The organism is Nostoc sp. (genome assembly GCF_036919675.1).
GTDB lineage: Bacteria > Cyanobacteriota > Cyanobacteriia > Cyanobacteriales > Nostocaceae > Nostoc.
On record NZ_JBALCP010000051.1, the window covers coordinates 1 to 18,887 of the forward strand.

At 40.4% G+C, this 18,887-nt stretch carries 20 protein-coding genes and 2 pseudogenes; 9 read left to right on the plus strand and 13 right to left on the minus strand.

What is annotated here, in order from left to right; genetic code table 11:
* Window positions 1-164 precede the first annotated feature (164 nt).
* From V7K49_RS09960 to V7K49_RS09980, 5 genes are all read right to left on the minus strand, one after another.
* The gene (locus tag V7K49_RS09960) at window positions 165-476 is read right to left on the minus strand and encodes an urease subunit beta (protein WP_335205421.1); all 312 of its coding nucleotides are present in this window, start codon (window positions 474-476) and stop codon (window positions 165-167) included.
* Between the two features lie 21 nt (window positions 477-497).
* On the minus strand, window positions 498-800 hold the full coding sequence (gene ureA / locus V7K49_RS09965; RefSeq protein ID WP_334973406.1) for an urease subunit gamma: 303 nt from the start codon (window positions 798-800) through the stop codon (window positions 498-500).
* 115 nt (window positions 801-915) lie between these two features.
* A complete protein-coding gene (locus V7K49_RS09970) occupies window positions 916-1,755 on the minus strand; it encodes an urease accessory protein UreD (RefSeq protein ID WP_335205422.1) in 840 nt (279 codons plus the stop codon).
* A 74-nt stretch (window positions 1,756-1,829) separates the two neighbouring features.
* A complete protein-coding gene (locus V7K49_RS09975) occupies window positions 1,830-3,113 on the minus strand; it encodes a photosystem II assembly protein (RefSeq protein WP_335205423.1) in 1,284 nt (427 codons plus the stop codon).
* Entirely contained in the window at window positions 3,106-4,044 is a 939-nt protein-coding gene (locus V7K49_RS09980) for an SPL family radical SAM protein (protein WP_335205424.1), read from the minus strand. The genes V7K49_RS09975 and V7K49_RS09980 overlap by 8 nt, the downstream gene beginning before the upstream one ends.
* A gap of 365 nt (window positions 4,045-4,409) precedes the next feature.
* Between V7K49_RS09980 and V7K49_RS09985 the strand changes: the two genes are divergently transcribed.
* Complete coding sequence (locus V7K49_RS09985) at window positions 4,410-5,267, plus strand: ParA family protein (RefSeq protein WP_335205425.1); 858 nt, start codon at window positions 4,410-4,412, stop codon at window positions 5,265-5,267.
* Window positions 5,267-5,473 (plus strand): hypothetical protein, encoded by a 207-nt coding sequence (locus V7K49_RS09990; RefSeq protein WP_335205426.1) that lies wholly within the window; start codon window positions 5,267-5,269, stop codon window positions 5,471-5,473. Before V7K49_RS09985 ends, V7K49_RS09990 begins: the two co-directional genes overlap by 1 nt.
* A gap of 108 nt (window positions 5,474-5,581) precedes the next feature.
* Here V7K49_RS09990 and V7K49_RS09995 read toward each other — a convergent pair.
* From V7K49_RS09995 to groES, 3 genes and pseudogenes are all read right to left on the minus strand, one after another.
* A pseudogene (locus V7K49_RS09995) lies at window positions 5,582-6,007 on the minus strand (Rpn family recombination-promoting nuclease/putative transposase); the annotation flags it as partial.
* A 94-nt stretch (window positions 6,008-6,101) separates the two neighbouring features.
* A complete protein-coding gene (gene groL, locus V7K49_RS10000) occupies window positions 6,102-7,736 on the minus strand; it encodes a chaperonin GroEL (protein WP_273767298.1) in 1,635 nt (544 codons plus the stop codon).
* 165 nt (window positions 7,737-7,901) lie between these two features.
* Window positions 7,902-8,213 (minus strand): co-chaperone GroES, encoded by a 312-nt coding sequence (gene groES, locus V7K49_RS10005; RefSeq protein ID WP_069071443.1) that lies wholly within the window; start codon window positions 8,211-8,213, stop codon window positions 7,902-7,904.
* A gap of 246 nt (window positions 8,214-8,459) precedes the next feature.
* Between groES and V7K49_RS10010 the strand changes: the two genes are divergently transcribed.
* From V7K49_RS10010 to V7K49_RS10020, 3 genes are all read left to right on the plus strand, one after another.
* The gene (locus V7K49_RS10010) at window positions 8,460-8,654 is read left to right on the plus strand and encodes a hypothetical protein (RefSeq protein ID WP_335205427.1); all 195 of its coding nucleotides are present in this window, start codon (window positions 8,460-8,462) and stop codon (window positions 8,652-8,654) included.
* Window positions 8,655-8,762: 108 nt separating this feature from the next.
* The gene (locus V7K49_RS10015; RefSeq protein WP_335205428.1) at window positions 8,763-8,933 is read left to right on the plus strand and encodes a hypothetical protein; all 171 of its coding nucleotides are present in this window, start codon (window positions 8,763-8,765) and stop codon (window positions 8,931-8,933) included.
* A 327-nt stretch (window positions 8,934-9,260) separates the two neighbouring features.
* Window positions 9,261-9,938 (plus strand): response regulator transcription factor, encoded by a 678-nt coding sequence (locus V7K49_RS10020; protein WP_273767301.1) that lies wholly within the window; start codon window positions 9,261-9,263, stop codon window positions 9,936-9,938.
* A 70-nt stretch (window positions 9,939-10,008) separates the two neighbouring features.
* Here V7K49_RS10020 and V7K49_RS10025 read toward each other — a convergent pair whose 3' ends face one another.
* Entirely contained in the window at window positions 10,009-10,278 is a 270-nt protein-coding gene (locus tag V7K49_RS10025) for an NIL domain-containing protein (RefSeq protein ID WP_335205434.1), read from the minus strand.
* A gap of 448 nt (window positions 10,279-10,726) precedes the next feature.
* Between V7K49_RS10025 and V7K49_RS10030 the strand changes: the two genes are divergently transcribed.
* The 3 genes and pseudogenes from V7K49_RS10030 (at window position 10,727) to V7K49_RS10040 (ending at window position 14,122) form a co-directional block, all read left to right on the plus strand.
* A complete protein-coding gene (locus V7K49_RS10030) occupies window positions 10,727-12,451 on the plus strand; it encodes a serine/threonine protein kinase (protein ID WP_335205429.1) in 1,725 nt (574 codons plus the stop codon).
* A complete protein-coding gene (locus V7K49_RS10035) occupies window positions 12,448-13,221 on the plus strand; it encodes a hypothetical protein (RefSeq protein ID WP_335205430.1) in 774 nt (257 codons plus the stop codon). The genes V7K49_RS10030 and V7K49_RS10035 overlap by 4 nt, the downstream gene beginning before the upstream one ends.
* A 114-nt stretch (window positions 13,222-13,335) precedes the next feature.
* Window positions 13,336-14,122 (plus strand): annotated as a pseudogene (locus V7K49_RS10040) (Rpn family recombination-promoting nuclease/putative transposase).
* 141 nt (window positions 14,123-14,263) lie between these two features.
* Here V7K49_RS10040 and asnS read toward each other — a convergent pair.
* Together asnS and V7K49_RS10050 are read right to left on the minus strand one after the other, a co-directional pair.
* A complete protein-coding gene (gene asnS, locus V7K49_RS10045; protein ID WP_335205431.1) occupies window positions 14,264-15,655 on the minus strand; it encodes an asparagine--tRNA ligase in 1,392 nt (463 codons plus the stop codon).
* Window positions 15,656-15,657: 2 nt separating this feature from the next.
* Complete coding sequence (locus V7K49_RS10050) at window positions 15,658-16,020, minus strand: hypothetical protein (protein WP_335205432.1); 363 nt, start codon at window positions 16,018-16,020, stop codon at window positions 15,658-15,660.
* A 45-nt stretch (window positions 16,021-16,065) separates the two neighbouring features.
* Between V7K49_RS10050 and V7K49_RS10055 the strand changes: the two genes are divergently transcribed.
* A complete protein-coding gene (locus V7K49_RS10055; protein WP_334794331.1) occupies window positions 16,066-16,344 on the plus strand; it encodes a DUF6439 family protein in 279 nt (92 codons plus the stop codon).
* Window positions 16,345-16,415: 71 nt separating this feature from the next.
* Here V7K49_RS10055 and V7K49_RS10060 read toward each other — a convergent pair whose 3' ends face one another.
* Both V7K49_RS10060 and rlmD read right to left on the minus strand, forming a co-directional pair.
* Window positions 16,416-16,865, minus strand: coding sequence for an ATP-binding protein (locus V7K49_RS10060; RefSeq protein ID WP_298911492.1), 450 nt, complete (start codon window positions 16,863-16,865; stop codon window positions 16,416-16,418).
* Between the two features lie 390 nt (window positions 16,866-17,255).
* Window positions 17,256-18,662, minus strand: coding sequence for a 23S rRNA (uracil(1939)-C(5))-methyltransferase RlmD (gene rlmD / locus V7K49_RS10065; protein ID WP_335205433.1), 1,407 nt, complete (start codon window positions 18,660-18,662; stop codon window positions 17,256-17,258).
* Window positions 18,663-18,887 lie beyond the last annotated feature (225 nt).

Consider the following 18,887-nt stretch of genomic DNA (forward strand, 5'->3'; position numbering starts at 1 on the left):
AACAATCAAGTATTTTCAATCCCTATAGAAGTAGCTATTCTCACCTAAGCAAGAATTATTTGCTCATTTTTGCAGCGGTTATTGAGAAGTTACGTTGTTAACTCAATCGCAGGTACGTAGCATTTATTCCCTACTTAGTTTAATTAGAATAGCATCTAATGATTTTAAGTATCTAAATGTCCGTTAATTTTGCTGTTGAAGCCGTAGACTTGGCGGCTACCGACTAAGGCGACTAAAGTCACTTCTTTTTCATCCCCTGGTTCAAAGCGAACTGCGGTTCCTGCGGGGATATCGAGGCGCATTCCTCGCGCTTGTTCTCTGTCAAAATTTAAGGCGGTGTTAACTTCATAAAAGTGATAATGGGAACCGACTTGTATGGGGCGATCACCTGTATTTGACACTTGCAATTTTACAGTTGGACGACCAACATTTAGTTCAATTTCACCTGCTGGTGTGATAATTTCCCCAGGAATCATTTTTTCTCCTTGATGCAAGCCTTAACGAATTGGATTATGTACTGTCACTAACTTTGTACCATCAGGAAAAGTAGCTTCCACCTGCACTTCATGCACCATTTCTGATATCCCTTCCATGACATCATCCCGCGTTAATAAAGTTGTTCCGTAACTCATTAATTCAGCGACAGTTTGCCCATCTCTCGCCCCTTCTAAAATAGCAGCAGAAATATAAGCGATCGCTTCGGGATAATTCAGTTTCAAACCTCTTTCTTTACGTCTTTCTGCTAATAAAGCAGCAGTAAAAATTAATAGCTTATCTTTTTCTTGCGGCGTAAGTTGCATTCCTACCTCCTCCTCTGTGTTCTCTGCGCGACGCCAGTTGCTACAACGCGGGGAACCCGCGCAACGCACTGGCTCCTCTGCGGTAGCCTGCGGCAAGCCGCTACGCGTCTACGTTTTAAACCTGCCAAACTCTTGGTATACAATTACCACGATTCAAAAAAGAAACTCGCAGCAGCTGCCAAACATCAATAAACCAGTTTCTCACCTCAGATGTGGAAGAACCGCGATATCGACACAATAATCCATGTTGTAACCGGCTAACACCTACTTCTCCAGCACCATTCCACAAATTTCGCGTTTTTTCGACGATTTCTGCTGAAACTGCACCACCAACCCAAACTAGACTACCTACTATTGGTTTTCCAGCCAAGCCGTGGGGACTGTGGAAAATGTCTTCGCTACCCCGTAACCATTGCCGATCAATCCATAAAGGAACATCTTGTTGCCAAATTTCCGTGTGCGATCGCCATTCCCCTCGTAAGAATTTTTCTCCTCTAGCACTACGACCAAATCGGGTAATTTCCCAGCCTAAGAAGCTAGCCCCGGTTGCTAATTCTACCCGTAAATCTTGCCGATAAATCGCACCGTTAAATAAAATTGTCTCTTGCGGCAACCATTCTAAACAAGCACCAGCGTCAACTTGCACTTGGATGGTTTGTCTAGCTTGTAAGCCATTGCTGCGATATATCTTGCTTGCAGCAGCTGTAGTGATTAAGGCATGGGCTTGGGGTTGGAGGTGGATGTTAAAGGATAAGCGATCGCCTCCCACCACTCCCCCAGCTGTATGTAAAATGACACTATGACAAACTTTTTCACCTTCTGGATAAAATGGGCGTTGCACCTTCAAGGGCGCTTGTTGGTGATTGTAAATTAACTGGGTTATGTCCTGGCGATCGGCATAGACTAAATTAAGTTTGCCATGCCAACCTTCTGCTATTTCTGAGTTGCAGGTCATTTAAAAATTCAATATTAAAGTTCAGATACCTTATATTTATTTAATGCATTCTTTGCTTCTTTACCTGCAATTTATCATGATTTTTTCGCCAACATTACATAATCATCTAATATATAGTGAGACTGATACTTCTGATCAAAATACTGTTGCATTATTGGACTCATATACAGTTGTTTGGGTAATTTTTCTTTAGCAAACTTACCAAATTCAGCAACGGGCAAAGATATTCTTGAACCTGTTGAAGTTAGATATTTATACCAGACTAGCTCTAATCCAAGTTCTGCCAAAAATTTATGCACTACATTTTTTTCTTGTTCTTGGTTTTCAACTTGGTGAACATCGTAAACTTTGAATAACTTTTTATCTTGTACAATTAGCAGAACATAACCTGAATTTTTTAAGCTAGTGGCAAATATTTGCTTGTAAGTATTGTTAGCTTCAACTTTCTTAGCTGGATCTGCAAAGAAACAGTGAGAAATTACGATAAAGTCAAAAAAGTCTTTGGGTAGATTATTCGATTCAGTTTCACAAGTAAAAATATCAGTAGTAACAAAGCGGAAGTAAGCATTCACCGTGGTTAGGCGCGACTCAATATATCGTCGCCAAAACTGAAGTCCACGAAACTGAAAGGCATCTTGTTTTTCTAAAGAGTAGTAAGATATGTGCATTTGCGGGATATGAAAAAAACCGCTACTACTTTGGAGAAATAAAGCTAAACCATAAGCAACTGTTCCTGGTCCTGCTGCAATATCAAGGATATTAACCTTACCTGGTAGTAAAGCATCCTGGTAAATGAGAAACCAAGCTAAATATATGCAATATACGTTTTCTAAAAAATACTTCATAAAGTAGACATGAGGAGTTAGACTAAAACGATAGTCTGGGTCTTGTCCAATTTTTAAGTTATTAATATCCTCAAGAGCATCTTCTAGTTTAATAAATAACTGTTTGTCAGGAATCTTGCTAAATTCTTCTTTGAGATATTCAACTAGCCTTGATTCAAAATCATCAAATATCCGTTCATCAATACCAGTAGATTGCAGTTTATATTCATCGTGTTCTATTAAATTAAAAACCTTATAGATATATTTAATAAATTCTTCATCTGGCAGTAATATGAGATTAGCTTTTTGCTGGAATGCTGTTAGTTGTTCACTTAAAGTTTCTGTTTGTCGTTTGTATTCTTGGAAATAACGTTCAAGTTGAAGTTTATCCCTAAATAGTTTTTCTAACCATGAGAATGTTGCACCTGATTTTTGAATCTCTTGCAATAGTTGGACTGCACGTCGGATATCCCCGCGTTTTAAAGATAATTTGAACTGCTGACTTCGCCACCAATTTACGATAGGATTATTCATAGCCAAATCCCTCTTTGCCTTCCATAATCTCTACACCTGGAAGCCGAGAAACTAACTTTTCTTTAAATTTCATATAGCTTAATTTCTCATCTTCATACCACCAAGCGTATTTTTGCTTAATTGCTTCAGCTTCTTGGCGAGTTGATGCCATAAGAGAACGACTCTGGCTAGGATGAAAAGCTTGAATTACAACTCTATCAGCGATGGCTAGTTTATCAATAAAAGCAGCTTCATCAGTTGGTAAAGTAGGAAGTAGAGGGGTAATAGTGATAGAAATTTTGGGAAGAAAACCTTTGAAATAATCAATACTTTGTTTAATTTTAGTGAGAGCATTTAATCTGGCTTTAATACTGGGCGAGCGCGGTTCAAAATCTTTTCTCACTAATTCGCTACCAGTGGGAATGCTCATATTAATTCGCAATCGCTTAAATCGTTGTAAATAATCAATATCTCTAGTAATAATTGGGCTACGAGTTTGAATCACCAAAGTTGGAGTTGGATAACCGTCAATACTCACATCAAGCATTACATCCAACAACCGACGAGTCAGTTGATGTTTCGACTCAAGTGGTTGATAAGGATCAGTAACACTACTCATGTATATACTAGGAGGAATCTGGGGATTCTTTTCATACCATTTTTTTAATTCTTTCGCTAAAATCTCAGCAGCATTTTCTTTAAAAATTACCCATTTACCCCAGTCTTCGCGCATTTGAGCATTAGGGGTAAATGCAGCAGCATAGCAATAACTACAACCATATTGACATCCCCTGTAAGGATTTAGAGTAAAATCATAATCACCAATAAAACCAGTAGCTTTTGTGAGGAGTGATTTAGCATTTTGTGCAAAAACATTGACATCTCCAAACTTTTCTCGGACTAATTTGGTAGGAGTGCATTCGCAATAACCTTCATATTTTGGTTGTGCCATATGAATCCTGATATTTATTGAGAGTGAATTAATGCACCCTACTTATTATGATTCCCATTTTTATTTTTAAATGCTCTGTCAGAAAATCGGTTGAGTGGGTTTAAGGTATGTAAGGGGGTTGTTTCAGGATTAATTTGGCTCATGGATTTTTATGTAAAGGTAGAAATATGGTGCGTAGTTTACCGCCGTAGGCATCGCTGTAGTTCAGAAAAGCGATACGAACTGTGCATCAGTCTTGTGTAAAAGAAATTGAACTGCAAAGACGCAAAAATAATTGTGATATTGAGAATTAACCTGTTACTTGAGTCTATTTCTAGGGAAATATAGAACTGTAGCCCATCAAATGCGTCAATCTACCAGAAATTATGACAGCTAAAGTGATAAGCATTTGCAACCTCAAGGGTGGAGTTGGCAAAACTACCATTATCATGGCATTAGCGGAATATTTAGCAGGCGATACCATGTATGGTAAGCGAGTACTAGCTATTGACCTTGATCCTCAAAGTAATTTGACTAGTGCTTTAATATCTGAAGAGGTTTGGGAAAAAGAATTTGAAAGTAAAAAATTAACATTGCCTTATTTATTTAAAGATCCTGAATATTTTTTAGAAAATATTAAAAGCGAAAATTTTATAGTTAAACACAATGTTTCAAATGTTAGAAACAGAAACTCTTTTACCCACTTACATCTGATACCTAGTAGCCCAAGGCTCTTTGAAATTCAAGAAGATTTACCATCAGGCTATTATTCTTGTAATTTAAAACCTGTTGAGCTTATTAGTACAATCCTAAAACCATTATTGAAGAATTATGACTATATTTTAATAGACTGTGCCCCAAATATTAACAGAGTAGTTAAAAGTGCATTTCTAGCTAGTAATGCTTGTATAATCCCCTGTATACCAAACCGGATGTCAATTCATGGATTAGAGTTATTACTTGAACACATTGATAAGTTTAATAGAGATTATGTACATAAATTAAAAGCAGTAGGAACTTTAATTTCACGTTACAACCGAACTATAGCCCAAACTGAACAGTTAAACTCTATTATTGTCAACCCTTTCTATCCACCAGTTTTTGAAACCAAAATTCTAGAAAGAGCAAAAATTGCTGAAGGGTTAGAATTGAACAATTATTTGACATATAGACAAAAATATGATGATTCTCATGATTCTATGATGAAGTTAGCTAAAGAATTTATTCAACGAGTAGGTAGATAATGGAAGGATCACAAATTGCAAACTTATTAAGGGCGATCGCAGAAGTTGTAGAATCTGATCCAAAACTTGCCAAGGCTATAGAAAAATGTTTAACTAACAGTTTAAACGCTCAAAAAAGTAAAGATTTATCCGATGCAACACCAAAGCAGTTAGACGCTAGTAAAACTCTCGAAAATGGCGATATTATCCTAACTGAATGTCGGTAAATTTTACGCGAACACGGTGAAGAACAACTGAAGCTTTACTTAACTAGGCTAAAAGAACAGGTTAGAGAATTATTGAAACACGGTCAACTTGACCCGAAACGCTCTATGCGCCGCCGGAAGGATTTGAATAGTATTATTGAGCATTGTTGAATCTTGCTCCCAAAGACGAACAACCTGATATTGGTGAATCGTCGTGTTGTCCCGATATTCTTCTGTAAAAGCCACTTCGTTAGTAGTTTCTTGCAAAAAGATTAGTACTTGCACTATAGGACAACGGTATTGACGCTTCAACCTCACAGAATAATCGAGCATTCGGAAATTAAGCGCCGGATTAGATTTCACCAAAGTTTGAAATTCAATGTGCAAAATTTGGTTAGCTGCTTGCAAAAATGTCACAGAATCCGCACGAATTGGTTCAAGCGTGAGTTCCGTTTTTAAGACTTCAATTTGTTGCACCTCTACCCCAAGCAACCAACGCACAAACTCAGTAGGATACTGTTCAGCTAAATATTTACAAGCGTTGTCGTAACTCACCCTCTTCTTCCTGTTTATACTTCTGTATTACACAAAAAAAAGCCGCCTCCAAAAGGGAAGCAGCTGTTCTCACAAATTATGTGACTACAAAGTATTAGTAATCGAAGTCTCCGCCACCAGCACCAGCGCCAGCAGGAGCGCCATCCTTAGGCTCAGGCTTGTCAACTATGATACATTCGGTTGTCAACACCATACCAGCGATAGAAGCAGCGTTTTGCAGAGCAGAACGAGTCACCTTAGCAGGGTCAACAATACCAGCAGCTAACAAATCGACGAATTCGTTTGTCGCAGCGTTGTAGCCAACGTTGAATTCTTTCTCTTTCACACGTTCAGCGATTACAGCACCATTCTGACCGGCGTTTTCAGCAATCCGCTTCAGAGGTGCAGGTAAGGCGCGAACGACAATCAACGCACCAATCAACTCTTCATCCTTAAGATTTTCCTTCGCCCAAACTTCCAATTCAGGAGCAAGGTGAGCCAGAGTTGTACCACCGCCAGGAACAATACCTTCTTCCACAGCAGCTTTGGTAGCGTTGATAGCGTCTTCTAGGCGCAGTTTCTTGTCTTTCATTTCGGTTTCTGTGGCTGCACCCACTTTCACCACAGCTACACCACCAGAGAGTTTAGCAAGACGCTCTTGCAGTTTCTCTTTGTCGTAGGAAGATTCGGTTTCGTCGATTTGACGACGAATCTGTTCGACACGAGCCTTAACAGCAGCTTCGTTACCTTCGGCAACAATTGTGGTGCTGTCCTTGGTGATGGTGACGCGGCGAGCTTTACCCAGGCTATCCAGCTTGGTATTGTCTAGCTTCAGACCGGCATCTTCAGTAACTAGTTGACCACCAGTTAAAACAGCGATGTCTTCTAGCAGTGCTTTGCGGCGATCGCCAAAGCCAGGAGCCTTAACAGCAGCTACGTTGAGTACACCGCGTAAACGGTTTACTACTAAAGTTGCCAAAGCTTCTTTTTCGATATCTTCGGCGATAATCACCAAAGGACGACCAGCACGAGCTACTTGCTCTAAGACTGGTACGAGGTCTTGCACTAAGGCAATTTTCTTATCGGTCAGCAGCAGGAAAGGCTCATCAAAAACCGCTTCCATCCGTTCAGCGTCAGTGGCGAAATACGGAGAGATGTAGCCTTTGTCAAAGCGCATCCCTTCAGTGATTTCCAACTCGGTGAACATAGATTTCCCTTCTTCTAGGGAAATTACGCCTTCCTTGCCCACCTTGTCCATTGCTTGAGCAATCATCTGACCGACTTCTTCGTCATTACCAGCCGAGATCGCACCAACTTGGGCAATGGCTTTGGAATCTTCCACTGGACGGGCGTGTTCAGCAATTTTTTCTACGAGGAAGGCAGTAGCTTTGTCTATACCACGCTTCAGCGAAATCGCATTAGCACCAGCTGCAACGTTCCGCAAGCCTTCTTTGACGATCGCATGAGCTAAAACGGTGGCAGTGGTGGTGCCATCGCCCGCAGCATCGTTGGTTTTAGAAGCAGCTTGACGAATCAAAGCTACGCCAGTATTTTCAATGTGGTCTTCTAATTCGATTTCTTTGGCAATGGTTACACCGTCATTGACAATTTGCGGTGCGCCAAATTTCTTTTCTAGGACTACGTTACGACCTTTAGGGCCAAGGGTAACAGCTACAGCCTCAGCCAGAATGTCAATGCCTCGCTCTAGGGCGCGACGGGCGTTTTCGTTATAGATAATGCGCTTTGCCATAGGTGTCTAAATCCAGGGATTAGGTCAATTTTTTCTTGAATTGGGTATTAGGGACTGGGGATTGGGGAACTTGGGGTTCCCTCTAGGGATAAGGGGTAATGGGGATTGGGGATTGTTCCCATACGCCATAACCCATACCTGATAACCCATAGCCCTCATAACCCATTAGATAACGACTGCTAGAATATCTTTTTCAGAAAGCAGTACATATTCTTCGGTGCCGAGCTTGATATCGGTGCCAGCGTACTTCGAGTACAGCACCTTATCACCGACTTTAATTTCCAATTCCTGACGGCTACCGTCATCGTTACGCTTGCCAGGACCAAGGGCGACTACTTCCCCTACCTGGGGCTTTTCCTTGGCTGTATCGGGCAAATACAGACCACCTGCGGTCTTTTCCTCAGAGGCGTTCACTTTTACGAAAACGCGATCGCTCAAAGGTTTAACTGTAGAAACGCTTAAAGATAAAGCTGCCATATTATTTCCTCCAGAGTTTAGCACTCTCAACTCCTGAGTGCTAATCTACCGAAAAGTGGCGTCCAATGGCAAGAATTGCTTGAGTACGGGTTCCCGAACTAGAAGAGGAGCAGGGTACTTAAGTATAAATGCTTAATTGTTTCTAGTTTTTAGCTTCCGTTCCGTAAGTTACGAATATTTTTATCTGGTCAACTTTATTTGCAAAGCTTGGAAATTGTTATAGAACTGTAATCAGGGAGCCGCTCGATGAGTAACAATACAGTGATCCAGTCTAACCATCAAATCCCCAAAACCACTAAGTCTGTTGAACATCAAGCCCTGAGTAATTGTGTAGAAACTTTAGGACTTGCAAAAATTCAGCGACACATTTTTATTTGCGCTGGCCAGACAATTGCTAACTGCTGCTCAAAACGAGCTAGTCTGGAATCCTGGGAATACTGAAAAAAGCGACTTAAAGAGTTAAAACTTGATCAGCCGCAACAAAGTCATCCCATTTGCGTCTTTAAAACTAAAGCCAACTGCTTGCGCGTTTGTTGTTCTGGACTCATAATGGTGGTTTACCCTGATGGGGCCTGGTATCGCCAAGCAAACCTGGAAGTTACCCTGCGGCTCATCCGAGAACACTTAATAGGCAATAAGGTGGTAGAAAAATATGCATTTTCAACCCATCCTTTGCCAGAAACTTCCCTAGTTTCTTGTGAACACCTCATAGAGGCTTAACAACCGAAGGATATGTTATGGCAGTAAGCTTTAAGAAAGTGCGGCTTCGTTTTGAGGTAGGGTCATCTTTAAGCCAATACTTACTTGTGAGTCAGAAAGATTATTATTTAATCAGTGTTTTTTACCCCGCCCCTTTCAAAGCGATATATAATAGCGCATTATAGATACTACTGCTATACGTATCCTTGCTGGACTTTTGCTATCGAGCTACTAGTCTATTGAAAGTGCTCGGCATTTTTGAGACTTCGAGACAGCAAAGGCAAGTTAAGTAGGAAAAAGGACACATCTCGAAGAACCCACCATAGAGGATAAATATTCAAGACTTTGATGGACCGAAGCGCGACAAGTGCCACTGCTATGAAAGAGCCCAGCATGAAAGATCACAAACGACTTCTATTGATTGATGATGACCCTAACCTCATCTTGCTGGTGAAGGATTACTTGGAATTCCGGGGATACGAAGTCATCACCGCCGAAAATGGACGTGAAGCTCTGGAAATTTTAGAGCAAGATGTTCCAGACATGATTATCTGCGACGTGATGATGCCGGAAATGGACGGATATACTTTTGTGGAACAAGTCCGGCAAAACGAACGCACCAGCTGGATTCCGGTTCTTTTCCTTTCAGCTAAGGGACAAAGTGCAGACCGAGTTAAGGGTTTAAATAAAGGTGCTGATGTTTATATGGTCAAACCCTTTGAACCAGAAGAACTCGTAGCACAAGTTGAATCCTCGCTGAAACAAACTATCCGTTGGAAAGAACACCAAGCAAAAGGAGGCGAAAACAGTTCCCGCATCCAGGTTCCCTTCGATGTGCAGTTAACCCCAACCGAACTGAAAGTAGTCCAGTTTGTCGCTAGGGGTTTAGCTAACCGGGAAATTGCTGAAGAACTCAATGTTAGTCAGCGTACAGTTGAAAGCCATGTGTCCAATATGTTGGGTAAAACCAATCTACACAACCGCACTGAATTAGCGCGGTGGGCGATTGAAAATCAAATGGCATAGCCGATTTTAGATTTTAGGTTTTGGATTTTGGATTATCAATCTAAAATCCAAAATCCGAAATCAAAATCGATTACCACCCATTTTCTTCAGGACTGGATTGGTGCAAAACTTCTAAATCCAGCTCATCCAGGTAAGTTAAGGCGCTTTCAATCTGGGAAACAGTACCTCGCAGTTGTAGATGGAAGCAACTATGTTGTGGCACGTTTGTGCTTACCTGAGCATCAGCAATAATTATTGTGACCCCATAGTGAGAAACCAGTCGTGAAATGACTGGTTCCTCATGCAAGTCTTTAGGAATACGAATCTGGATACAAGTTTGGGTGCGTCTATTATCTAAAATACCAGTATTAGATTTTACTTATTTATTCGGAATTGCCATTCTAGCTTCCTACTTGACTTCTTGGATGAGGGTTTTGCTTTGCATGATTTCTTTTAACATTAGCTTTACTTATCCCACGCAAGCAAGCAAGAAAGTATTTGCCTTTGCAAACCATTAATCTAGATGTAGTTAATGTGAAGACTTGCTCATAATCAGGTAGTTACGAGGTTGATTATTATTTTATAGTGGTTTTTCATTAGATTGAATATAACCAATCTGTAGGGGTACAACAATTGTTGTACCCCTAATTTATTTTGTATAAAATAAATATTATTGCAGCTATGTGTTCTAAATATTATACGTTACTTTTTCAGAGTTTTAGGGAACTCTATTACTAGAACCTTATAGATTTAGCCCTCTGTTTAGATATCAATAAAAGTCAATTTTTTAGGATATTTACTTCAGTGTAATGACCTATTGTATAAATCCCCATTGTCCAAAACCTATTGACTCAGTGAATGCAAGCAACCTTATTTGCCGTAACTGTGGGTCAGAAATACTGTTGCAAGCTCGCTATCGGGTAATCAAACAACTAGGACAAGGTGGCTTTGGTAACACTTTTGAAGTTGACGAGTATGGAAAAACTAAAGTTTTAAAGGTGCTAACTGATAAGAACCCCAAAGCTATTGAACTGTTTCAGCAGGAAGCAAAGGTTTTGAGTCAGCTAAACAGTGCGGGTATTCCCAAGGTAGAACCAGATGGTTATTTTACTCTTTTACCCAAAAATAGCTCTGTACCATTGCACTGTTTAGCAATGGAGAAAATTGAAGGCGTAAATTTAGAGCAATGGATGGAATTTCGTAATTATCAACGTCTTTCTGAAGTTCAAGCTCTCAATTGGCTCAAACAACTTGTAGAAATTCTCGCTTTAGTACACGCTCATCAATATTTTCACCGTGATATTAAACCTCAAAATATCATGCTGCGACCAAATGGGCAGCTTGTCTTAATTGATTTTGGTGCAGTTCGGCAAATCACGACAACCATTTTGGCGGGAAATTCACACACCAGAATTATTTCACAGGGCTATTCACCGCCAGAGCAACAAAACGGTTATTCAGTACAGCAGTCAGACTTTTTTGCATTGGGACGGACTTTTATTTTTCTGCTCACAGGTAAGGAACCCCAGGATAAAGAAATTTATGACCCTCTAACTAACCAGTTGAACTGGCGAAAATATGCACTTAATCTTTTTCCCCTTTTGGCAGATTTAATCGACCATTTGATGGCTCCTACTGCAAATCATCGTCCTCAAAATACGCAAGTAATTTTGCAGAAATTGAACGAAATAGAAAAAGCGTTACAAATGCCTAAAATACTATGGCAACAAACGACAATTCAATCAAGCAATGGGTCTAAATCTGCTGCGTCATCTAGTTCTGTCGCTACTATATCGCTTGGTGGAGTCAAATCACTCAATGCTGCTTCTAAACAAACTCAGACAAGTAAAAAAAATTGGCAAATTTTCATCGGCTTAGGAGTGGGATATTTTGCTGTTGTTACTGCTGCTCTTAACCTACCAAACAGTAAAAACCCGGTTTCTGTTTCTCCTCAAGAAAATATTCCAGTGACTATTCCTAGTTCAGTTCCTTCACCAGTTACAAAAGTTGATGAAACCCCAACAAATGCTCAACCTCAACCCACAAGAAGCCCTCTAACTTTGCCTACATCTGACAAAACCTTGAGGGAAAGAAGAGAGCAGTTAAAAGCTGATATAAAAGAAAGGGAACATCAACTTAAACCCACAATAAGTCCTCTAATAACTTTGCCTACATCTGACAAAACCTTGAGGGAAAGAAGAGAGCAGTTAAAAGCTGATATAAGAGAAAGGGAACGTCAAAATACTTTAGTAGCAGAAAAAAGGCAACAAGCCGATAAAGACCGACAAACAAAAATTGAACTTGAAAAGGCTAAACAGGTTTACTTGCAAATTAAGCAGCAACCAAAAATAACTGTAATCACCTCAAATACACGGCAATTAACACCTAAACAACAAGTTTTAACCAAAGAACCAGAAAGTACAGTAAACACAAATAATGCTGGGGTTAATATCCCTAATCCTTGGGAATCTACATATCCCATACCTAAAACTTCTGATGAATTAGAACAAGTAATAAGAGAGAAAAATCAATGATAAAGTTTACACTTAAAAGCTTAATAACTTTGGTATTAACTAGCTCGACTTTGTTCTTAACACCAATGAGAGGTGATGCACAATTAAATATGAATAGGCTAGCTCAGGTAGCGAAAAGCTGCCAAGAAGATATACTTTCTTTTAACTATTACAAGCGAATGGGATTTAATAATACAGATGTTATTAATGAATATATTAAAAATTCCTATAACCAAGAACAAGCAATCAGACATTGCATTTATTATCGATATCATTACTCCTTACTTTTGACTAAATATCCTTGGCTTGATTCAACAGGAGAAATACTGCCTGGATATCCTGGTTCTGTTGTTGTTGCATCTTTAGCAACTGTATTTGGTAGTTCTGATAAAACTTCCATTTTAGACTGTATTGCTAATCAAGATGTATCGAGTCAAGAATGCTCCCTAACAGGGTCTATAATTGGTAGTGGAGGTTTCTTTAGAAACACTATACAAAACTGGTATACAAGTTATAAAGTTAACGTTTGTCCTTCTTGTGTTCTTGCCCATGATGAGGTATCTGGTTCACGAGAAGAAATTTTAAAAGCTTTTATAAAGTGGTTCCTTACACTTGAAAAAACACAAAGAAGAGAAGTGATTTCACTTTTAGGAGATGGCGATGAGGCTCGTGAATTGAGATCAGTAATAATGGGTGAGTCTAATGCAGCCTTAAAAAAATATTTGGAAGTACGTCAAAGAGTTGATGAGCAGGAACAGGAGCAGCGTAGACAAGAAGTACTTGGTAATTAGGTGGTATTTAAAAGAGTGTTGTAGTAATATTATGTTGTGTTGACGCAAGAAAACCCAACGGCAACAAACTTAATTTTTATCAAAAATACCTGATACCCTCACTTTCAGGCTGCCATGTATGACAATATCTGTAAATTCATTGCCGAAAACTTCAAAGATGACTTAGCAACTTGGTTACTAGGTTCACCCATTAAATTAACAGAACTTAGCCCTACTGAATTATCATCTGAACCAATTCGTGCCGATTCATTAATTTTATTGCAATCTGATGATTTAGTTCTACATACCGAATTTCAAACCGACGCTGATGAAGATATCCCGTTTCGGATGTTAGATTATCGGGTTAGGGTTTATCGCCGCTTTCCTAACAAAGCAATGCGCCAAATAGTAATTTATTTACGAAAAACACGCTCAGTATTAGTAAGTGAAAACAATTTTAGGTTAAACAACACTTACCATAAGTTTGAGGTAATACGCCTGTGGAAACAACCTACAGACAGGTTTATGAGTATTCCAGGTTTATTACCCTTTGCCGTGCTAAGTTCAAACAAACGATCCTACGATGGTATTAACCCAAGTAGCTAAAGCAGTTGAAGCAATTAGCGATCGCCAGCTACAAAGAAATATAGCTGCTGCGAGTGGCATTCTAGCAGGTCTGGTATTAAAGAAAGATGTAATTAGGAAGATTTTAAGGAGTGAGATTATGCGCGAATCAGTCATTTATCAAGAAATCCTAGAAGAAGGCGAAGCCAAAGGTAAAGCAGAAGGTAAAGCAGAAACAACAAGAAAGCTGGCTTTAAATTTGCTACGAATTGGAATGAGTTTAGAACAAATTGCTCAAGTTACTGAATTACCTATTGAGCAAATTCAAGTTTTACAAGAGGAGATTCAAAAATCCTGATTTTAACTAATAGCTTTAGAAAATACGCGATTATACAAGAAAAACCCGCGATCGCGGGTTTAAAAGTTTTTATTACTCCGCACAGACGGACTTGGTTTGTGTAGACGCGATTTCTAATCGCCTGGGTTTTAAATTCTCAAACTAAAACTCAGCACTTTGCGGTGCACGCGGGAACGGAATCACATCGCGGATATTTCCCATCCCCGTCATAAACTGCACGAGTCGTTCAAAACCCAACCCAAAACCCGCATGAGGAACAGTGCCGTAACGACGCAAATCAAGATACCACCACAAATCTTCTGGGTTTAATCCTTGCGCTAATACGCGGCGTTCTAGAACTTCTAAACGTTCTTCACGCTGGGAACCGCCAACAATCTCGCCAATTTTGGGTGCAAGAATATCCATTGCGCGGACGGTTTTTTCATCGTCGTTCAAGCGCATATAAAAAGCTTTGATTTGCGCTGGATAATCTGTAACGATCGCAGGCTTTTTAAATAATTGTTCAGCCAAGTAGCGTTCGTGTTCTGATTGCAAATCTAAACCCCAACTCACAGGATATTCAAATTTAACATCAGCTTTTTCTAAAAGTTTGATGGCTTCTGTATAAGTTAAGCGTTCAAACTGATTATTAATAATATTTTCGGCTGTTACCAACACAGATTTATCAATGCGTTCATTAAAAAATTCCATATCTTCTGGGCAAGTTTCCAACACATATTTAAAAATGTGTTTGAGAAACGCCTCAGCTAAATCCATATCGCCTTCTAGGTCACAAAAAGCCATTTCTGGCTCAACCATCCAAAATTCTGCTAGGTGGCGGGAGGTGTTGGAATTTTCTGCACGGAAGGTAGGGCCAAAGGTGTAGACGTTAGAAAACGCCATCGCCATAACTTCCGCTTCCAACTGGCCGCTAACTGTTAAATATGTGGGTTTAGCAAAAAAGTCTTGGCTGTAATCTACTGCTTGGTTTTCTGTGCGGGGAATATTCTTTAAATCCAAACTGGTAACGCTAAACAGTTCACCCGCTCCTTCGCAATCGCTAGCAGTAATGATCGGTGTGTGTACCCACAAAAAGCCTCTTTCGTGGAAAAATTGGTGAATTGCTGTAGAACAAGCATTTCTGACGCGGAAAACTGCACCAAAAGAATTAGTCCGCGATCGCAAATGTCCAATGGTTCGCAGAAACTCAAAGGAATGGCGTTTCTTTTGCAGGGGATATGTATCGGGATCAGCTTCTCCGTAAACTTTTACTGTCTCGGCTTTCAACTCAATCCGTTGTCCTTTACCAAGAGAAGCCACTAGTACCCCTGTCGCCTCAACAGCAGCACCTGTATTCAATTTTTTTAATATAGCTTCATAATCTGGCAAATCCTGATTAATGACGACTTGCAAATTAGCTAGTGATGAGCCGTCATTGACTTCAATAAAAGCAAACCCTTTGGACTCGCGTTTCGTCCGCACCCAGCCTTGAATTTGGAGAGACTCATCAGGTTGACCACTTCGCAATATTTCTGCAATCCGTCGATTTACCATATTTATCCAGCATAAGACTTTAATATCCAGCCTATGATAACGCCCATTCCACCAAAGCGGACGACTTGCCAGAAAGGTTTTTTGAGGCTACGCCAAGAAAATAACTGGCTTTCTAAGTTTAGTTCTAGGATTTCCAACTGCTGTTGAATTTGCCGTAACTCTGCTTTGATTTCTGGTGTCTGAGATTTATTGTGCTTCAGTTGATCGCGGCGCTGTTGCCATTGTGCCTGTTGTTGGCGATCGCGTTGCACTTGATCATAACGCTCTTTTAAGGATAGGAGCGATCGCTCTACTTCCTCCAATTCTTGTTCAAAGTCTGGTTGTGGATTTTCCCCTGATGGCTGTGATTGTTTAGACGGCTTCATTTACAAGTAGTACAGTAGAAGTAAATGCAAATGTGCCAATAGATTATGTCCCAATCTACCCAGCTGCCTCAAACTAGTCAACTGAATGAACTTAGTACTCTGGAACTAGCTCAAGCCTTGATGGAAAGACTGAGCATCTCCCCTAACGATTGGCATCGCCTCAAGTCTAACCGCAATTCCCGCGCTAATGAACAAGTGGCAGCAGCTATTGTGTATCTTTTAAAGAATCAGCCACAAGAAGCTCAAGCCAGATTAGAACAAGCAGTTGGTTGGTTAGATCGCTCTATTTCTGCGCCTCCCTGTCAAACTCACGGAAAAACTTAAAAATTAGGAGTCAGGAGTTAAAAGTTTGAAATTTTTAACTCTTAACTCCTAACTCCTAACTTCTAAATAAGCTACCGTCGCAGAGATAAACGGGGACGATTTTCCATTTGTTTACAAAGCCTCAATTCTGTGCCTTTGCGGTTCCACTCTACCTGATCAAAAATTTGATGCAGAAGACATAAACCACGACCACTTTCTGATTCATCTGGTGGTAAATAGTCTGTTGGCTCCTCATCACTAGTAGATGAAGGAGTAAAGCCGCTACCCTGGTCTGATATTATCCACCAATATTGATTATCTATTAAGGAAAAACGGACTACAACTGTTTTACTTGGATCAAGATTATTGCCATGTTTAGCTGCGTTTACTAAGGCTTCTTGAAGTCCTAGCCGCAGTTCTGCTTGTAATTTTGCTGGGATTTCTGCCAACAGTAAATCTAATATTGGACAAAGGTAGAGGGTTGAGGCAAAACTAATAGTGCCCCAATAACGTCCAACTGGACGGAGTGAAATAGTAATCACAAGAGAAACCCCATAGCTTTCAGTTAGCTAGACATCAGTTTGCTATTACAGGCACCCTGATAAAACTTGAGGTGGTCATGCTGCCTTCAAACTTGCGTCTTTAAAACTAAATTTTGAAAATGCTAGGGAGCATTAGCTCTATAGTATGAGTTGGGATTGTTTAGATATAAAACGGCTGGAATAGTTTTGATAATGAATTAAGCAACTTAAAAAGATGCTAGTAATTTGACAGAGTATTGGCATACTCTAATTAATTGCCGATTTGTAATTTACACAATCCAATTCATATTTTTAAGAGGCTATGCAACTTGAATTTATTTAAACAAAATGAATTTCTATTTTTAGCTTAATTCAATTTTAGCATCTTTAGTATGCACTAGACTAAAAATTTCAAATTTCAGTTTTTGTAAAGGAATTACTATCCTTGTACAAATTTGATAGCGCAAGAAAGGCGGCAGCTTCAACATGAGCCGTTTGAGGAAAAAAATCAGCAGGTTGTACCCGTGTGATAGTATATTGCCCATCTTGACAAAGTAATTTCAGGTCGCGGGCGAGGGTGGCTACTTTACAGCTGACGTAAACGATCCGAGATGGTTTCAGTTGCCGTAAAGCGTCGATGACAGCCCGATCGCACCCCTTACGTGGCGGATCGAGTATTATTACTTCTGGTATTGTGCCCATTTTTGGCAGCAATTTCTCTACCGCCCCGACTTGGAATGTCACATTATCAATTCCGTTACGCTGGGCATTCAAAATAGCTTGTTCCACTGCTGCTGGTTGCACTTCTAATCCTGTAGCAATACGGACTTTTTTGGCGAGGGGTAAAGTTAAAGTCCCAATACCACAGTAGGCATCAACTAGCAACTCATGCCCTTGAAGATTGAGTTCTGATTGAATTACCTGCAATAGTGCCTCTGCTGTTTCTGTATAAACTTGGAAAAATGTATCTGGGCGCACTTTAAATTCCAATCCAGCAAAATTTTCACGCAGGTGTGGGACTCCAGCGATGCAACGGGTTTCTGATCCAAAGATAGCATTTGTGCGATCGCCATTGCGATTGAGCGACACTCCGACTAACTGGGGATAGCGCTTTAACCATTCCTGGGCTTGGGTTTCAATTCCTGATAAATTCCAGTTCTTCACTACCAAAGTCAGCAACATTTCTCCTGTGTGTCGGCCAATGCGTAAACCGAGATGGCGAATTTGTCCAAGGTGGCGCTGTTCGTCATAAATTTGCCAACCCCGTTGTTGGATATCCTGCTTAACTTCGGCAAGTAAGGGATTTAATCGCGCGTCTTGGACTGGACATTGATTTAAATTAATTAATTGGTGACTACCTTTTTGGTAGTAACCAGCTTGTACCTGTCCTGTTGCCGATGTGCCCAGAGGATATGTAGATTTATTCCGGTAGTTTAAAGCAGAAGGGGCGGCAAGTACTGGATCTACCGGTGGTTGGACAAAACCGCCAATGCGTTCCAAAGCTTGGATAACTTGATTTTGCTTGGCTGCTAGCTGGTAATCATAATTAATCTGCTGCCACTGGCAACCACCGCACTTATCCGCCACAATACAACTAGGTCGAATCCGGTGGGGAGATGGTGACAATAGCTGCTGGAGCTTCCCGTGGGCGAATTTGGGTTTAACGTGTACTAAGCGGACAATGGCGCGATCGCCTGGTACAGTATCTGGGACAAACACAACACGCTCATCAGCGCGTCCCACACCATCGCCCGTATCACTCAGGTTAGCGATCGTCACTTCAATTAATTCACCCTGTTGCCAAATTATTTTAGTCATTAGTTATTAGTTATTGGGCATTGGGCACTTGTACTGAGCATCTCGGCTTCTCTACGAGACGCTACGCGAACGCTCGATGGAGTCGGCGTCGTTGGCGCAGCCTCTCGTAGAGAAGTATTGGGCATTGGGCATGGGGTATGGGGTATGGGGTATGGGGTATGGGGTATGGGGTATGGGGTATGGGGTATGGGGTATGGGGTATGGGGTATGGGGTATGGGGTATGG